At 61.3% G+C, this 14,613-nt stretch carries 19 protein-coding genes; 11 read left to right on the forward strand and 8 right to left on the reverse strand.

The features are described from left to right. Positions 1-32: 32 nt before the first annotated feature. Positions 33-1,103, reverse strand: a complete 1,071-nt coding sequence (locus LDZ28_RS04135) for a sigma-54-dependent Fis family transcriptional regulator (RefSeq protein ID WP_244827448.1) — start codon at positions 1,101-1,103, stop codon at positions 33-35. Between the two features lie 600 nt (positions 1,104-1,703). Between LDZ28_RS04135 and LDZ28_RS04140 the strand changes: the two genes are divergently transcribed. The 5 genes from LDZ28_RS04140 to LDZ28_RS04160 all read left to right on the forward strand — a co-directional run bounded on the left by LDZ28_RS04140 (position 1,704) and on the right by LDZ28_RS04160 (position 4,987). Next, entirely contained in the window at positions 1,704-2,057 is a 354-nt protein-coding gene (locus LDZ28_RS04140; protein WP_244827449.1) for a hypothetical protein, read from the forward strand. A gap of 55 nt (positions 2,058-2,112) precedes the next feature. Next, positions 2,113-2,430 (forward strand): YqjD family protein, encoded by a 318-nt coding sequence (locus LDZ28_RS04145; protein WP_244827450.1) that lies wholly within the window; start codon positions 2,113-2,115, stop codon positions 2,428-2,430. An 84-nt stretch (positions 2,431-2,514) separates the two neighbouring features. Continuing rightward, complete coding sequence (locus tag LDZ28_RS04150; RefSeq protein ID WP_244827451.1) at positions 2,515-2,751, forward strand: hypothetical protein; 237 nt, start codon at positions 2,515-2,517, stop codon at positions 2,749-2,751. Between the two features lie 381 nt (positions 2,752-3,132). Beyond that, positions 3,133-4,539, forward strand: a complete 1,407-nt coding sequence (locus LDZ28_RS04155) for a sigma-54 dependent transcriptional regulator (RefSeq protein WP_244827452.1) — start codon at positions 3,133-3,135, stop codon at positions 4,537-4,539. Between the two features lie 241 nt (positions 4,540-4,780). Next, complete coding sequence (locus LDZ28_RS04160; RefSeq protein WP_244827453.1) at positions 4,781-4,987, forward strand: hypothetical protein; 207 nt, start codon at positions 4,781-4,783, stop codon at positions 4,985-4,987. 24 nt (positions 4,988-5,011) lie between these two features. Here the strand turns inward: LDZ28_RS04160 and LDZ28_RS04165 are convergent, their stop codons facing one another. Beyond that, the gene (locus tag LDZ28_RS04165) at positions 5,012-5,194 is read right to left on the reverse strand and encodes a hypothetical protein (RefSeq protein ID WP_244827454.1); all 183 of its coding nucleotides are present in this window, start codon (positions 5,192-5,194) and stop codon (positions 5,012-5,014) included. Between the two features lie 2 nt (positions 5,195-5,196). On the opposite strand from LDZ28_RS04165, the gene LDZ28_RS04170 reads away from it, so the two are divergent. The 4 genes from LDZ28_RS04170 to LDZ28_RS04185 all read left to right on the forward strand — a co-directional run bounded on the left by LDZ28_RS04170 (position 5,197) and on the right by LDZ28_RS04185 (position 8,590). Continuing rightward, positions 5,197-5,433, forward strand: a complete 237-nt coding sequence (locus LDZ28_RS04170) for a hypothetical protein (protein ID WP_244827455.1) — start codon at positions 5,197-5,199, stop codon at positions 5,431-5,433. Positions 5,434-5,624: 191 nt separating this feature from the next. Beyond that, positions 5,625-7,085, forward strand: coding sequence for an alpha,alpha-trehalose-phosphate synthase (UDP-forming) (gene otsA / locus LDZ28_RS04175; RefSeq protein ID WP_244827456.1), 1,461 nt, complete (start codon positions 5,625-5,627; stop codon positions 7,083-7,085). Between the two features lie 131 nt (positions 7,086-7,216). Next, positions 7,217-7,567 (forward strand): chemotaxis protein, encoded by a 351-nt coding sequence (locus tag LDZ28_RS04180; protein WP_244827457.1) that lies wholly within the window; start codon positions 7,217-7,219, stop codon positions 7,565-7,567. Between the two features lie 114 nt (positions 7,568-7,681). Then, the gene (locus LDZ28_RS04185; protein WP_244827458.1) at positions 7,682-8,590 is read left to right on the forward strand and encodes a YihY/virulence factor BrkB family protein; all 909 of its coding nucleotides are present in this window, start codon (positions 7,682-7,684) and stop codon (positions 8,588-8,590) included. A 137-nt stretch (positions 8,591-8,727) separates the two neighbouring features. Here the strand turns inward: LDZ28_RS04185 and LDZ28_RS04190 are convergent, their stop codons facing one another. Next, positions 8,728-10,215 carry an RNA polymerase factor sigma-54 gene (locus LDZ28_RS04190; protein WP_244827459.1) on the reverse strand — a complete coding sequence of 496 codons (1,488 nt, stop codon included), beginning with the start codon at positions 10,213-10,215 and terminating at the stop codon, positions 8,728-8,730. Positions 10,216-10,689: 474 nt separating this feature from the next. Between LDZ28_RS04190 and LDZ28_RS04195 the strand changes: the two genes are divergently transcribed. Further along, complete coding sequence (locus LDZ28_RS04195; protein ID WP_244827460.1) at positions 10,690-11,028, forward strand: BON domain-containing protein; 339 nt, start codon at positions 10,690-10,692, stop codon at positions 11,026-11,028. 314 nt (positions 11,029-11,342) lie between these two features. Further along, entirely contained in the window at positions 11,343-11,558 is a 216-nt protein-coding gene (locus LDZ28_RS04200) for a hypothetical protein (RefSeq protein WP_244827461.1), read from the forward strand. 167 nt (positions 11,559-11,725) lie between these two features. Here the strand turns inward: LDZ28_RS04200 and LDZ28_RS04205 are convergent, their stop codons facing one another. From LDZ28_RS04205 to LDZ28_RS04225, 5 genes are all read right to left on the reverse strand, one after another. Next, positions 11,726-12,178: a PA2169 family four-helix-bundle protein gene (locus LDZ28_RS04205; RefSeq protein WP_244827462.1), complete on the reverse strand. Its 453-nt coding sequence runs from the start codon at positions 12,176-12,178 to the stop codon at positions 11,726-11,728. A gap of 114 nt (positions 12,179-12,292) precedes the next feature. Continuing rightward, complete coding sequence (locus LDZ28_RS04210) at positions 12,293-12,862, reverse strand: hypothetical protein (protein WP_244827463.1); 570 nt, start codon at positions 12,860-12,862, stop codon at positions 12,293-12,295. A gap of 83 nt (positions 12,863-12,945) precedes the next feature. Then, on the reverse strand, positions 12,946-13,233 hold the full coding sequence (locus LDZ28_RS04215) for a DUF1488 domain-containing protein (RefSeq protein WP_244827994.1): 288 nt from the start codon (positions 13,231-13,233) through the stop codon (positions 12,946-12,948). A 113-nt stretch (positions 13,234-13,346) separates the two neighbouring features. Next, entirely contained in the window at positions 13,347-13,880 is a 534-nt protein-coding gene (locus tag LDZ28_RS04220) for a DUF4142 domain-containing protein (RefSeq protein WP_244827464.1), read from the reverse strand. Positions 13,881-13,942: 62 nt separating this feature from the next. Beyond that, complete coding sequence (locus LDZ28_RS04225) at positions 13,943-14,494, reverse strand: type 1 glutamine amidotransferase domain-containing protein (RefSeq protein WP_244827465.1); 552 nt, start codon at positions 14,492-14,494, stop codon at positions 13,943-13,945. Positions 14,495-14,613 lie beyond the last annotated feature (119 nt).

Consider the following 14,613-nt stretch of genomic DNA (forward strand, 5'->3'; position numbering starts at 1 on the left):
TCGCCTTTCGTTCGTCCGTGACAGACGGATGCTCAACTTTCGTTGCTGCCGCCGGAAGGGGCTTCGCCTGATTCGGTGTCCTCGTTTTCATAGGCGCCAAGGCGGTTGTAGAGCGTCTTGAGACTCACGCCCAGCGCTTTCGCCGCACGACGCTTGTCGCCGCCGCAATGCTTGAGCGTGCCGAGGATGATCTGCTTCTGCGCATCCGCGAGCGGCGTGCCGACCCAGACGTTCATCGCATCGCCCTGAGTGACGGGCTTCTTCACGCGCGATGCCAGATGCGGATGCGCGATCTCCACCGTCTTCTCCGCGAGAATGAACGCGCGATACACCGTGTTCTTGAGTTCGCGCACGTTGCCCGGCCACGAGTAGGTGCGCAGCACGTCGAGCGCGCGCTTGCTGAAGGCCTTGCTCGTGCCCTCCTGCGCGTTCATTTCGGACAGAAAATGCTGGGCGAGCAGTTCGCGGTCCGAATCGCGTTCGCGCAAAGGCGGCGCGCGCAGCGGAAACACGGCGAGCCGGTACATCAAGTCCTCGCGCAAGCCGTTTTCCTTCACGGCGGCAATCGGATCGCGGTTCGTCGCGGCGATCACTCGAACGTCGGAGCTGATGAGATCGTTGCCGCCGACCCGAAAGAACGTGCCGGTTTCGAGCGCGCGCAAGAGCTTCACCTGCCGCACGGGCGACATCTCCGTCACTTCGTCGAGAAAAAGCGTGCCGCCATTCGCGTGTTCGAAGTAGCCGATACGTCCCGATACCGCGCCCGTGAAGCTGCCTTTTTCGTGACCGAAGAGTTCGGCTTCGATAAGGTTGTCGGGAATCGCGCCGCAATTCACGGCGATGAACGGTGCGTCCTTGCGCGCGCTTTTATCGTGGATGGTCCGCGCGACGAGCTCCTTGCCGGTGCCCGACTCGCCGATGATGAGCGCGGTCGCATCGGTGCCGGCGACGCGTTCGATCTGCGTGTACAACTCCTGCATCACGGGTGATGAGCCGTACAGCAGTCCGTACGATCTCAAGCCCGGCACTTCCCCCGCATTGCGCTTTTTCTGCGCGGCTGTATCGCCGACGGCGATGGGCGGGTCCAGATCGGTTGTCGCCATGTGTGCTGATATGTCCTGAGTTCTGCCAATATGGTTGAGCGGATGGCGGCCAGGCATCGGTCAAGCGTGGTGGCGCATGTCGATGCGCGAGAGCGGCGCCAAGCATGCGAACCGGCCGCGTTAGCTGAGTTTCGGCTCGATGCCGCCAGTTTCGGGCGTTTCCTGGCAGCAACACGTCGCTTGGTTTGACGGCAAGCAAGCTCGCGATCCATTCGTACGATCGCTCGTCAGGCGGGTCGATGTTTTCCGTAGACGGACAAGTCCATCTCATAAACGCTATTTAACCATTCGCAACGACTTTGCGGCAACGTGCGGCGTTCGGCATCGCCCAATTTGTCTGATTGGCACATGTGCGTCGCGTGACTTCCGGCAAGGTTCTCGCTCCGCTCAGGGAATTTACACGTCCACAGCGTAATACTTACCCGGTTTCGTGATGGCTTGCGCGGACCACTTCGGGCAGAACATTTCCTGGACGCCGTCACCGACGGCTGGCATGAAAGCTGCAAGTATGACGCCATCCTTATTCGAACAAGCTCGCAGCAAGCGGTCGGTGTGCATCGCGACTGCGAGCGGACGGCAGCGAGAGAGGTAACACGCATCATGGACGATACGCTCGACTTCGACACCGCCACGCGCGACGGCAATTCGGTCGGCAACTTCGGTGGCAACGCCAGCAAGCCCGTGCGGCCGACGCGCGGCGGACAGGAACTCGCGGTGCGCGAGCCGATCGACATTTACCATTGGGCTCTGGTCGCGCTGGTGACCGCGCTCATGTGTGCCGTGCTCGGTTACGCGGCGGGCACGCCTGCGCTCTCGCGTGCGGCGAACGTCACGAGCGCCGTGTTCGGCGTGCTTGGCGTCGCGTTGATGGCCGGCGGCGTCCTGCGCAATCTGCGCATGCGTTTCACGATGCACGGTGTGGCCAAGGCGCTCGCGGGCGCTGAAACGCATTGAGATACACAAAGCTTCAGACTTCACCCCCACATTTCTAAGGCAAGGACCTGATTTCATGACTGAGACGACTGTCCAGCTTGCGTTGGGCAAGCAGAAAATTATCGAAGACATCAAGGTGCTGCTCAACGACTCGGAAGAGTTGTTGCGGCTCTCGGCGTCGCTGCCGGGCGAGGGCGTCGATGCCTTGCGCACGCGCCTTCGCGATCACGTCGATTCGGCGCGCTCCGCGCTCGAAGACGCGCAAACAAGCGCGCAGACGCGTTACAAGACCAGCGTCGAGTGCACCGAAAAATATGTGCGCGAAAATCCGTGGCAATCGCTGGGTATCGCGGCGGGCGCGGGCTTTCTCATCGGGCTTCTGGTTGTCCGCTGATCGAAGCGCGCTAAGTAGTCAAGAGCGCGCATCGGCGAAATCAAGGCACAAACAGCGATTTAGATAACCAAGGGAGAAAACGAGATGGCACGTCCTTCAATCGGAATTTTCGGGGCGCTGTTCGCGGTGGGCAGCGTGCTTGCATGGAAATGGGCGCAATCGCGCGATGCCGCCACACGGCGCACGGCCCGCGATCTGCACCGCTGGGAAGACGAGGGCGGCAAGGTGCTGACGCCGTCGAGTCGCCTGCCCGCGCCGCACGAGGTGAATGGTCACGGCGTAGGCGGCACGGCGGACGCCTGGAATTTCCCGCGAAGCTGACGCGCAGTAGTCCACAACCGTCGTTCCATTGCGAACGACGGAGTGCTGCCGGAAGGCGCTTTCATCACCGCCGCGCTCGAACGAACTCCACGCACGCCCGACCGGCGTGCGTTTTTATGTCGATAAACCTTTATAATCAACGAATATCCGCCATAAGTTGCCTAAATGGAAAAACTTACGGCTGAGAGACCCAAGCGTACAGCGCATCGGAAATTATTCTATTTCTCGCGCTTTTTGCGTCATGCACTTCAAGCTCGAGCCACAACGGGCGCATGACCGAAAGCCGCACCGGCCCGGGCAGTCCACCGTGTCATCGCCCGGAGAAGACCACGCCGCACCTGGCGTGTGACCCTGAAAACGCTTTGGAAATATCGAGACGCAATGCCACATGTATTGATTGTCGATGACGATCCCAGTACCCGCGAGGCGCTAGCCGCGATCATCGGCGAAGACGGACTGACGACAGCCACGGCAGGCGACTTGCGCGAGGCGCGCATCCAGCTCGTGCGGCAGACGCCGGACGTCGTGTTTACCGACCTCAAGCTGCCCGACGGCACCGGCGTCGATCTGTTCGAGGATCTGGACCCGCGCTCGGGCGTCGAGTTCATCGTCATTACCGGCCATGCGACCGTCGAGTCCGCGGTCAGCGCACTCAAGATGGGTGCGGCGGATTATCTGGTCAAGCCCATCAACATGCAGCGCGTGAAGGCGATCCTTTCGCGCCTGCCGCGCGCCGGCGACCTGAAAGCGGAAATCGGCACCTTGCGTGGCGAGTTGCGCCGCATGGGCCGCTTCGGGCTGATGCTCGGCAATTCGCCAGCCATGCAGACGGTCTACGATCAGATCGGCCGCGTGGCACCGACGGCAGCGTCCGTACTGCTGATCGGCGAGTCCGGCACCGGCAAGGAAGTCGCCGCGCAGACGCTGCACGAGCTGAGCCTGCGACGCAAGCACGCGTTCATCGCGGTGAATTGCGGCGCCATTTCGCCGAACCTGATCGAATCCGAAATGTTCGGCCATGAACGCGGCTCGTTCACGGGCGCGGACCGGCAGCACAAGGGTTATTTCGAGCGCGCGAACGGCGGCACGCTGTTCCTCGACGAAATCACCGAGATGCCTATCGAGCTTCAAGTGAAGCTGTTGCGCGTGCTCGAAACCGGCATGTTCATGCGCGTCGGGACCACGAAGGAACTCGAAACGGACGTGCGCCTGATTGCCGCGACCAATCGCGATCCCGAGCAGGCTGTGCTCGAAGGCAAACTGCGGCTCGACCTGTATCACCGCCTGAACGTGTTTCCGATCAACCTGCCGCCGCTGCGCGAACGCGGCACGGACGTCGAATTGCTCGGGCAGGCGTTCCTCGACGAACTCAACTCGCGTTACAACACGAAGAAGGTGTTTCCCGCCGCCGTGCGTGAAATGCTCGCGTCCTACAACTGGCCCGGCAACGTGCGCGAGTTGAAGAACTACGTGCAGCGCGCGTACATCATGTCGGGTACGGATTCGGATAGCACGGCCACCGTGCCGCTGCAGATTTCACTTTCGCGTCCTTCGGCGGGCACGGCCGTGACGATTCCCTTCGGCACGTCCCTCGCGCAGGCTGACCGGCAGCTCATTCTCGCGACGCTCGAACAATGCGGCGGCGTGAAGACGCGGGCGGCGGAAATTCTCGGCATCAGCCTAAAGACGCTGTATAACCGGCTCGTCGAATATGGCGAGGATGCCGCTGGCAAGGCAGCCGTCGGAGAAGGCGGAGACCTTTCTGACGCGGATAGCGAAAATACCTGAACGTCGCTTATCTTTAGACAAAACATTGCCCGCTGCTTGCAAAAGCGCGGGCTTTTTTATTTGTCGCATGCGGATTCAGCGCCGATAATGAAGCGAAGTCCTGGCGTGAGGTAGGCGTAAATTGGAAGAAACAAGGGCATAGGCCTTGCTGATCTCTGACTGCCATCCACGCGCGGGAAACCGTAAGAAAAAAGGAGCGTGGATGCGGCGATTACGATCACAAGACCGCAAGGAGCCTGACATGCCCGATTTCGCATCCGATAGCGCTCGAATCAGCGCGCAGACGCCCCAGCCGCCGGACCCGCCCGTGACGCCGCCCGATCAGCCGCCGCCCACGCCGATTCCGCCCGACACGAATCCCGATCCGACTCGCGAGCCGCCCGAACAACCGATGCAGCCCATTGGCGACCCGCCGCCCGGACCGAACGAAGCGCCGCACGTGCAATAAGCGAATTGGCGGACTTTCGACCATTCACTGAATCTGTGCAAGCTTTGAATAAGTTTCCATCTCGAAGGTAGGGATTACAACGTAGCCAGCAACGATGACCGGCGCTGCAATCAGTGTCCGGTCGATTTTTCTAGCAAAGATGCATCGCGACAAGATCGGTCCGACGCCGCCGACGTCATTTTCGACGGCCTTCTTCTCTGGAGGCATTGATGAGGCATCCCGCACTCCGACGCTCCGCGCGTCACTCTTCCAAGCGCGAAGCACGCGCCGAGGCGGCTAAAACGGCTGGTGGCGAAGCCGCGCCGGCACCGCCGATCGAACACGATCCCGCCAGCCAGAACCGCCCCGCACCTGACGCTCCGCCCGACGGCGAGCACAATCAGGGCGGCGTGCGCCGCGAGGGAATCGATTATCAGCGCGACCTGGGTTCGGAGCAGGATTCCTGATTTCACCGCCTTCGTTTCCTTCGACGAAAGAGCAAAAACTTCTACGCGGCGACGGCTTACCGCGTGTCCGATTTCGTTCGTAACACTTGGATACGAATTTTCATCCTGCCCGTGTCTCAAAAAGGCACGACTCTTGCATATCTTCAGCCGCCAATTCGAGCAAGCAACGACAACTGAGAGGTGATGCTGTAATGAGCAGATTGATCGTGGTTTCGAATCGCGTCGCGCCGATTCAGGAAGGCAAGCCCAGCGCGGGCGGCCTTGCTATCGGCGTTCTGGATGCGCTCAAGGAGACGGGCGGCGTATGGTTCGGTTGGAGCGGCGAGATCGTCGGTGAAGCGGCTGACCCTGTCATAGAGAAAAACGGCAATGTGACGTATGCCACCGTCGGCCTGACGCGCCGCGATTACGATCAGTATTACCGTGGTTTTTCGAACGCCACGCTGTGGCCGACTTTCCACTACCGCAACGACCTGTCGCGCTTCGATCGCGAGGAATACGCGGGCTACATGCGCGTGAACGCGGGACTCGCCGCGAAGCTCAAGACGCTCATCAAGCCGGATGACATCATCTGGGTACACGACTATCACTTGCTGCCGTTCGCGCAGGAGTGCCGCAAGATCGGCATCCAGAATCCGATTGGCTTCTTCCTGCACATTCCGTTTCCGGTGCCGGAAGTGATGCGAACCGTGCCGCCGCACGAGGAACTGATTGCCGGCATGTGTCAGTACGACGTCGTGGGCTTTCAGACCGATGCCGACAAGCAGTCCTTCACCGATTACGTCGAACGTAGCGGGCGTGGTCATCTGAGCGAAGACGGCATGTTGCAGGCGTTCGGCCGCATGCTGAAAGTGGGCGCGTATCCGATCGGCATCTATCCGGACGCCATCGCCAAGGCAGCGGATCAGTTCTCCAACCGCAAGCAGGTCAAGAGCCTGCGCGACAGCATGCGTGGCCGCAAGCTCATCATGAGCGTCGATCGGCTGGATTATTCGAAGGGCCTCGTCGAGCGCTTCCAGGCTTTCGAGCGCCTGTTGCTCAACGCGCCGGGCTGGCATGGCCGCGTTTCGCTCGTGCAGATCGCGCCGCCGACGCGCTCGGACGTGCAGACGTATCAGCGTATCCGCCAGAACCTGGAAGGCGAAGCGGGGCGTATCAATGGCCGTTTTGCGCAACTCGACTGGACGCCGATTCAATATCTCAACCGCAAATACGAACGCAATCTGCTGATGGCGCTTTTCAGGCTTTCGCAGGTCGGATATGTCACGCCGCTGCGTGACGGAATGAATCTCGTGGCGAAGGAATATGTCGCGTCGCAAGACCCGGCCGATCCGGGCGCGCTCGTGCTGTCGCAATTCGCCGGCGCGGCGGATCAACTGCCGGGCGCGCTCGTCGTCAATCCGTTCGATCTGTCGCAGATGTCCGAAGCGCTCGAACGTGCGTTGTCGATGCCGCTCGCCGAACGCCAGGCGCGTCACGCCGACATGATGGCGCCGCTGCGCGAGAACAATCTGTCCGTGTGGCGCGATTCGTTCCTGTCGGATCTGCGCAGCGTCGCAACCGCGACTTCCGTCACCGAGCAGACCGTCAAGACGGTGCGCCAGGGCGCGAGTACATCGACGCAGGCAAGACGGCCCTCCGCCAAGGCTTGAACGTGTAACCAGAAGACCCCGCGCCTCGACAAGGCGCGGGGTTTTTATTTGTGCGCGCCATTGGACACCAAGAGGCTTTCGCGGAACGCTCCTTGCGCTTCAACCTTCGACACGAAACGAAGGAGGTCACGATGAGCGGAAGCACTCTGAATCCCAATGAAGAAGGCGAGATCGAAGTTGGCAAGGGGCACGGCACAGGCGCGTTAGGTCCGAGCGATTCCTCGGATAGCGGTTCCGACGTGCAGGGCGAAATGCGTCATCCGGGCGACATCGAAGACGAACTCGATGCCCACGCGCTCGGCCAGTCCAAAGCCGAACTCGCGAGCGATACCGACCGCTACGGCACGGGCGAGGCAGCATCCGCCGATGGCGACCACAATCTCGAACCGGACGCGGACATTCTGCCGGACGACATCGAGGACGAAACGCGCGGCCTGCTCGACGAAGACGCGGACCCCGCGGACGACGAAGACAAGGTCTGAGCACGCATTAACGATCGATACGGCGTGCCGCGTTGCACTTGCGGCGCGCCGTTTTACGCACGTCTTTCGAAGCGGCGTTAACATCGGCGATTGATAACCGCCAAGCTCACGCCGATGACCCGAGAAGTTCCGACCTCTTCCACGCCTGTCGCTGTCGGCCGCACGTCGCGTTTCGGCTGGGTTGCGTGGTTCGTCGATCCCGTCAGGCAATGGATTCAGGACCATTGCCTGATGTTCTCCGCATCGATTTCGTTTTTCGCGGCGTTCTCGTTGGCGCCGACGCTCGTCATCGTCATCGCGGTCGCGAGCGTTTTCTTCGGCGCGGATGCCGTGCAAGGCAGACTCTTCGATGAAATCAGCGGCGTGGTCGGCCCCGATGCGGCGCACGCGCTCGAAGCCATCGTCGCCAACGCGTGGCACGCGGATATCGCGCGCAGCACGGCGCTGCTTTCGGCGGGCGGCGTGCTGATCGGCGCGTCGGCGACGTTTTCATCGCTGCATAGCGCGCTCAACGTGATCTGGCCCACGCCTATCGTGAGCGCGAAGGAAAGCATCGTCTCGCTGCTGCGCGTTCGGCTGATGTCTTTCGGCCTGGTCGTCGGCTCCGGCTTGTTGGTGGTTGCGTTGCTCGTGCTCGATGCGCTCGTCGAAGTGCTCGGCCATTGGGCTTTCGGCGACGGCAATCCGTTCATCATTCTGTCGAGCGTCACGCAGCGCGCGATTTCACTTGGCATGCTCATGCTCGCGTTCACGCTTCTGCTCAAGTTCTTGCCGACCACGCGCATGATGTGGCGCGACGCCGCGTTGGGCGCAACCGCGGCGGCCATGTTGTTCGAGGCGGGCAAGCGACTGTTTGCGTTTTATCTCGCGCATGCGGGCACGGCGAACATGTTCGGCGCGGCGGGGTCGCTCGCGATCATCCTCATGTGGCTCTACTATTCGGCGGCGGTTTTTCTGCTCGGCGCGGAGCTGGCGGCAACGGCGGCACGCAGGCGCACGCATCGGGAAGCAGGCTGGCGTTAGCGCGTCGACTAAACGCGGCGATTCGGCCGCGCATAAAAAAACCGCCCGTTGAAAGGGCGGCTGCATGCTGAGGCTACGAGGCGACTCTCTTGACCGGGTCGTCGCCCAATGCGTCAGCGCGTGAAATCTGCGTGCATTCAGGCTTGGCGGCGCAGCTCGGCGGGCGGCACCTTCATCAGATGACGATACTTCGCCACCGTGCGGCGCGCGACGATCACGCCCTGATCCGCGAGCATCTTGGCAAGGCTCACGTCCGATAGCGGGTCGCGCGAGTTTTCCTTCGAGATCATTTCCTTGAGCAGCGCGCGTACGGCGGCAGCCGAGCACGTACCGCCGCTTTCCGTGCTGAGTTCACGCGGGAAGAAGTGTTTGAATTCGAAGATGCCGCGCGGCGTCGACATGTACTTGTTGCCCGTGGCGCGCGAAATGGTCGACTCGTGCAGGCCGAGTTCGTCGGCGACATCGCGCAGGACGAGCGGCTTGAGCGCGATTTCGCCGTAATCGAAGAACGCCTTCTGATGCGAGACGATACATTCGGCCACGCGTTGAATCGTCGTGAAGCGCTGCTGCGCGTTGCGGATCAGCCAGCGCGCTTCCTGCAACTGTTGCGCGAGCGGCGAACGGCTTGCGCCAGCGGACTGCGCGAACAATTCCGCGTACATGCGGTGGATGCGCGCGCGCGGCAGCACGGCCGGATTGATCGTGACAACCCAGCTTTTCTTGACCTGACGCACGATGACGTCCGGCACCACGTAGTTGTCTTCGCTCGCGCCGTAGTTCTCGCCCGGCTTCGGATCGAGACGACGCACCAGCGCACACGCTATACGCAGTTCTTCCGCGCTGCAGCCGATCTTCTTTTGCAGTTCGGCCTGCTCGCGACGTGCAAGCCGTTCCAGATGATGTCCCACGATCTCGCGTGCAACGGCGCGGCCCGGCGTGCCTTCGGGCATCGCATCGAGCTGCAGGGTCAGGCATTCCGAGAGATTGCGCGCACCGACGCCCGGCTTGTCGAGCGACTGCACGAGCTTGAGTGCGATAGTGAGTTCGTCTTCGGTCAGCGCCGGTTCGATATCGACCACATCGGCGAGTTCGCTCAGTTCCTGACGCAGATAGCCGTCGTCATCCAATGCTTCAATGATGAGCTGGGCAATCGCGCGGTCGCGCTGGCTGAGTTGATAAAGGCGCAGCGTATCGTGCAAGGTCTCATGCAGCGACGGCTCGATGCGTACCCAGTCGGCGGGATCGGAACCTTCGCCATCGCCGCTATTGCGCGTCGAACTGCGGCCGAACGGATCGGACGAGTAGTCGCTCATGGAGTCGTCGCGCGAATTGTTGTCGCCGCCGGAGTCGCTGTCCATGCTGCTTTCGGAGGCCATCGGCGCTTCGGTTGCATTGTCGGACGAATTCGAGAGCGGCGAGTCGCTCATCGAATTGCCGTTATCGGCGGAAAGGGCGTTGTCTTCGGTTTGCGACTCGTCGTATTCGAGAAACGGATTCGTGTCCAGCGCGTTACGCAACTCCTGTTGAAACTCCAGCGACGACAACTGCAGCAGGCGTACCGACTGCTGAAGACGCGGGGTGAGTGCGAGGCTTTGCTTGGTGCGAAGTTCGAGTGTAGGCGGCATTGCTTGCTAATCCTCGTTATTCTGGACTGAGAGGTGTTCGTGACGAGGACTTAAGCAATGGTTATGCCAATGCGCATCGGATGCCTGCTGCATCTACGTTTCGATCTTTGTCCACGGCTTGTTTTCACTTGGCGAAGCGATGCTTTCGCGCACTTTTTACACGCACTCAGACAAAAGCGCCGCGCCCTCCCGGGCTTATGGATCGGACTTGAGCGGTCGATGCCGCGCTTGCCGAGGACGACTTCGAGAAGCGCCAAGCCCTTTGATTCGTCGGGCTTTTTTGCTACGTGCGGAGACCCACTAAGCACTTTTGACGGGGCACGGCACGCAAGTTGCGGTAGGGGGGACACGATTCGTGCAACACGCGGCGAACGTGATCGAGCATCACTAAAAGCAGCACCCACGGGGCGTTCCGCAAACAGGCTCAAAGCCGCGGACGCGCAGTATCGAAAATCGAAAAAATGGAGTATTGCCATGAAGACGACTCAATTCCTCAAAGCTGCTGGCGGTATCGCATGTGTCGTGTTCGCGCTGAACGTGAACGCGCAGACCACGACGACGAACTCGGGTTCGACGGACACGTCCGTTGGCCAAAAGGTCGATGACAGCGCAGTGACGACCAAGGTCAAGGCCGAACTGCTGCAAGCGAAGAACGTCAAGTCGACGCATATCCACGTCAAGACGCGCGCCGGCGTCGTCTCGCTGACCGGCACGGTGCCGTCGGCGGAAGACAAGACCGCCGCCGAAGAAACCGTTAAGCAGGTTTCCGGTGTTGCTTCCGTGAAAAACCATCTTAAAATCGCTGCCAACTAATGGCATAGTGCATATGCCCGGCTCGCCACGGCGGGTCGCGGTGTAGCAGTCGCAGTACCGGAACCCGCGCGGAAGTTTGGCGAATCGCTCTCTTGAACGATGAAGCCAGGCTTCTAGCGCGGGTTCTTGCATGAGCAGCGTGGAGAACGTGCGCGCGGCCATGCGAAAGTCGCAGACAGGCATGACACGCAATACCCTCGCAGCATCTTTGCTACCTTAAAAACGAAGTACGTCCGTTCGAGGACGTTACGCAAAGCCGGCCTGCGAATGCTTCCTTCGCGATGCATCCAAGGGCCACGGCAAATGGAGCTCTTATGAAGACGAAAAAGATGGCCTTGATTGGCGCGCTGGCACTCGCATTCTCGACGACGGCATTCGCGCAAGCGGCTTCCGACGCCGCTGCCGCTCCGGCGAAGAAGCAGAAAGGCACGTATCTGCATCAGCAAGACAAGGCGCACAAGCTGAAGGGCGCATCGGCGGCCGCTGCGGCTTCCGCGCTCGGGACGAACGACAAGGGTCAGCCGCAGTAAGCCTTCGTCGTTGCCTGCTGCTTAACTGAAACGGCCGCGCAAGCGGCCGTTTCTCTTTGAGCTTTCGTTTCCACGCGCGCGCGCTGCAATAAAAAATCGCCGCGCACGTGGCGCGGCGACTGTCGCATCACGAGCCGCCAACCTCGCGGCTTCGACGCTAAACCGAATCAGGACTTCGCTGCGGCGTGCTGATCGCGCAGATCGCGGATACGGTCGTGGTTCTCGAGCACGCCCTGATACTGGCGTTCGACCACGGCACGCACATCGGCGGGCAGATCCTTGTCGAGTGCTTCGCGATAGTTTTTCTTGGCGGAATCTTCACCGCGCTCGCATTCGGCGAGAATCGCGTGATCGCCGTGACCGGTGACGGCCGATTTGACATCGACCCAGCCGCGATGCAGCGCGCCTGCAACCGAGCCGCCCGTTTCCGGCGTGCCGCCCAGACGCTGAACGATTTCCTGCAACTCGCGTGCGCCGGTCGTGCAGGCTTGCGCGCGGTCCTGGAATAGCAGCTTGAGGCTTGCGTCACGCGTCTCTTCGGCGGCCTTGAGGAAACCCTTTTCGCCGTCCTTCGACGTTTCGATGAGATCGTTGAGTACCGATACGACGTTCGTGCTCATATGACACCTCCTATTAGTTTGGATCTTGCCATCGTGCAACATCCGGCACGTTGGCTCTGGTACGAGTAGACGCACGCGGCGTGCCCGGCAGACCGCTTTCCGCGGTCATTCGCTTCAGGCACGATGTTCCGCAAACTTTTCCACCGGCTTCGGCGGCTTGGACGGATCGAAGTCGCTCCACTTGCCTTGCTGCCAGCGGCCCGACGCGCGTTCGACATCGACGCCGCCTGCATCGCGCAAGATGGTGGCGGCATCGTTCGAATTCTCCGGCGACACATGCACCGCGACCAGCACGCCCGCATGACGCGGCGCCGCTTCGGTGTGAGCCGATTCCTTGGTCTTGGTATGCGACATCGCGCCCGCCAGCGAGCCAACGTAAGCGCCGACACCCGCTGCAATGGCCGAGACGATCAGCGGCGCCTTGAAGATGGCGAAGAGCGCCGCGCCGACGATAGCGCCCACGACCGCACCGATGGTCACGCCCTTACCCGCGCCCTTGGGCGAGGAGCGCGCGCCGACGTCGGTGCCGACATCGCCACCCAGCGGATGCCGCGCATGTTGACCGCCCGGATTCACGAAGAACAGGGTGACGTCTTCTTCGATGAAGCCGCGTTCGAAGAGGCGCTGTGCCGCGGCTTCGGCCGCGGGAAAAGTCTGGAAGCGACCCGCGATGATCAGGGACATATTCCCTCCTTCTTTTCAGTGTTGCGTAGTTCGGCCCGGGCGCGTGCGCTCGCGGGACAAAGGATTAACGATGTAAGTCCTGCTCAATCCGGTTCGAGTCCCGCGACGCGGAACAAGCCGCTACGCAGCACGACGGGCACGCCGCCGTTGTCATCGAGCACTTCGGCGCATACCGCGCGAATGCGCGCCTCGCCGCGCTCGAATGCGGGAAGCAGATCGTCCTCGCGCGCGGATGGAGCGCCGAAATGATCTTCCAGCGCTTCGGCGCTGATCGAGCACACGACGGGTTCGGAATCGACGAGCGCGGTGAAGTGAAGGGCGAGGTCGTCGCCATCGAACACGGGTTTTTCGTCTGCAAAGGTGATATGCATGGTCGAATCCTCATAGGCCGGACGATGTCTTGCATGCGCGTCCGCTACGGCGCGGGTCAGCCGTGTTGCAGGGCTGTCGGATACATCGATGACTTCCATGAATTGAAAGACGCTCATGACGCCGCCTTTGCCTTCGCCAGTTGTTGCGCCATGGCGTAGTGATGGCCGATAACGGGCAACGCCTTCGCTGCGACTGCCTTCAACGCGGCGTCATTGCCTTGCTCGCTTTCTTGCTTGAACAACTCCATGGCCTTGCGATGCCCATCGACGGCTACCTTTTGGATATAGGCATCGTCGAATGCATCGCCCTGAAGATTTTGCAGGCTGCCGATCACCGACGAATCCGCGCTCGGTGGCTCGCTCATGCCGTGGTGTTTTGCGATTCCATCCAGGCTGTGCGCGAGCTTCGTATGATCCGCGATCATTCGCTGTGCAAAGTCCTTTACCTGCTTGCCGCTTGCATGCGTGAGCGCGAGCTTGCTGGCCGCGATTTCGGTCGCGCCCGCGGTGCCGGCGTCTTGCACGAACTGCTGGTCGACGCTCGACAGCTTGGCGCTTGCGGCGTCGACGGTCTGCGCGTGAGCAGCGCAGGCAACGGCCAGCGTTATCGCACTTGCGCAGCCTGCGAACAACGATCGCGGCATCATCGGCTCGACTCCGTTTTGGTCGTTGATTCTTGTTGAATACGGTGGCCCCGTCGCTTCTTGTTTCAGGCGGCGCGCGTCTTGCCGAGCGCGTCGATCAGTGCCTTGTTGAAAGCGGGAATGTCGTCGGGCTTGCGGCTCGTGATGAGATTGCCGTCGATCTGTACTTCCTGATCGACCCAAGTGCCGCCCGCGTTGCGAATGTCGTCCTGCAGGCTCGGCCAACTCGTCATCGTGCGGCCTGCAATGATGCCCGCCGAGATCGGCAGCCAGCCGCCATGGCAGATCACGGCGATGGGCTTCTTCGCCTGATCCGCTTCCTTCACGAAGCTTTGCGCCTTGGCGTCCAGGCGGATGGCGTCGCCGTTGACCACGCCGCCCGGCAGCACGACGGCGTCGTAATCGGATGCGTTGGCAGCGTCGAAGGTCTGGTCCACATCGACCTTGTCGGCTTTGTCGACGTGTTTGAAGCCCTGGATCTGTCCGGGCTTTTTAGAAATGACATCGACCTGCGCGCCGGCTTCCTTGAGCGCGCGCTGCGGCTCGATTAGTTCGGCTTGCTCGAAGCCGTCCAATGCAAGAATCGCGACCCTGTAACCGTCGAGGGAAATTGCCATTGCTTCACTCCTTCATTGCTCGAATTTTGATGCACCGCAAGAGGCGGATACCTGATTCGAAAAGGAGCAAGGGGTGTGCCCAAGTGGGGGATGGGGCGCGTCGGTGACCGGCCAAATCG

Origin of the sequence: Caballeronia sp. TF1N1 (genome assembly GCF_022878925.1) — a bacterium.
GTDB lineage: Bacteria > Pseudomonadota > Gammaproteobacteria > Burkholderiales > Burkholderiaceae > Caballeronia.

Excerpts from the sequence above, each read along its gene's own strand:
- LDZ28_RS04200 (WP_244827461.1), top strand. The coding sequence starts at position 11,343 with ATGAAGACGAAAAAGATGGCCTTGATTGGCGCGCTGGCACTCGCATTC.
- LDZ28_RS04205 (WP_244827462.1), bottom strand. The coding sequence starts at position 12,178 with ATGAGCACGAACGTCGTATCGGTACTCAACGATCTCATCGAAACGTCG.
- LDZ28_RS04220 (WP_244827464.1), bottom strand. The coding sequence starts at position 13,880 with ATGATGCCGCGATCGTTGTTCGCAGGCTGCGCAAGTGCGATAACGCTG.
- LDZ28_RS04170 (WP_244827455.1), top strand. The coding sequence starts at position 5,197 with ATGAGGCATCCCGCACTCCGACGCTCCGCGCGTCACTCTTCCAAGCGC.
- LDZ28_RS04140 (WP_244827449.1), top strand. The coding sequence starts at position 1,704 with ATGGACGATACGCTCGACTTCGACACCGCCACGCGCGACGGCAATTCG.
- LDZ28_RS04165 (WP_244827454.1), bottom strand. The coding sequence starts at position 5,194 with ATGCCTCCAGAGAAGAAGGCCGTCGAAAATGACGTCGGCGGCGTCGGA.
- LDZ28_RS04215 (WP_244827994.1), bottom strand. The coding sequence starts at position 13,233 with ATGCATATCACCTTTGCAGACGAAAAACCCGTGTTCGATGGCGACGAC.
- LDZ28_RS04155 (WP_244827452.1), top strand. The coding sequence starts at position 3,133 with ATGCCACATGTATTGATTGTCGATGACGATCCCAGTACCCGCGAGGCG.
- LDZ28_RS04160 (WP_244827453.1), top strand. The coding sequence starts at position 4,781 with ATGCCCGATTTCGCATCCGATAGCGCTCGAATCAGCGCGCAGACGCCC.
- LDZ28_RS04190 (WP_244827459.1), bottom strand. The coding sequence starts at position 10,215 with ATGCCGCCTACACTCGAACTTCGCACCAAGCAAAGCCTCGCACTCACC.
- LDZ28_RS04225 (WP_244827465.1), bottom strand. The coding sequence starts at position 14,494 with ATGGCAATTTCCCTCGACGGTTACAGGGTCGCGATTCTTGCATTGGAC.
- LDZ28_RS04210 (WP_244827463.1), bottom strand. The coding sequence starts at position 12,862 with ATGTCCCTGATCATCGCGGGTCGCTTCCAGACTTTTCCCGCGGCCGAA.
- LDZ28_RS04180 (WP_244827457.1), top strand. The coding sequence starts at position 7,217 with ATGAGCGGAAGCACTCTGAATCCCAATGAAGAAGGCGAGATCGAAGTT.
- LDZ28_RS04185 (WP_244827458.1), top strand. The coding sequence starts at position 7,682 with ATGACCCGAGAAGTTCCGACCTCTTCCACGCCTGTCGCTGTCGGCCGC.
- LDZ28_RS04135 (WP_244827448.1), bottom strand. The coding sequence starts at position 1,103 with ATGGCGACAACCGATCTGGACCCGCCCATCGCCGTCGGCGATACAGCC.
- LDZ28_RS04195 (WP_244827460.1), top strand. The coding sequence starts at position 10,690 with ATGAAGACGACTCAATTCCTCAAAGCTGCTGGCGGTATCGCATGTGTC.
- LDZ28_RS04145 (WP_244827450.1), top strand. The coding sequence starts at position 2,113 with ATGACTGAGACGACTGTCCAGCTTGCGTTGGGCAAGCAGAAAATTATC.
- otsA (WP_244827456.1), top strand. The coding sequence starts at position 5,625 with ATGAGCAGATTGATCGTGGTTTCGAATCGCGTCGCGCCGATTCAGGAA.
- LDZ28_RS04150 (WP_244827451.1), top strand. The coding sequence starts at position 2,515 with ATGGCACGTCCTTCAATCGGAATTTTCGGGGCGCTGTTCGCGGTGGGC.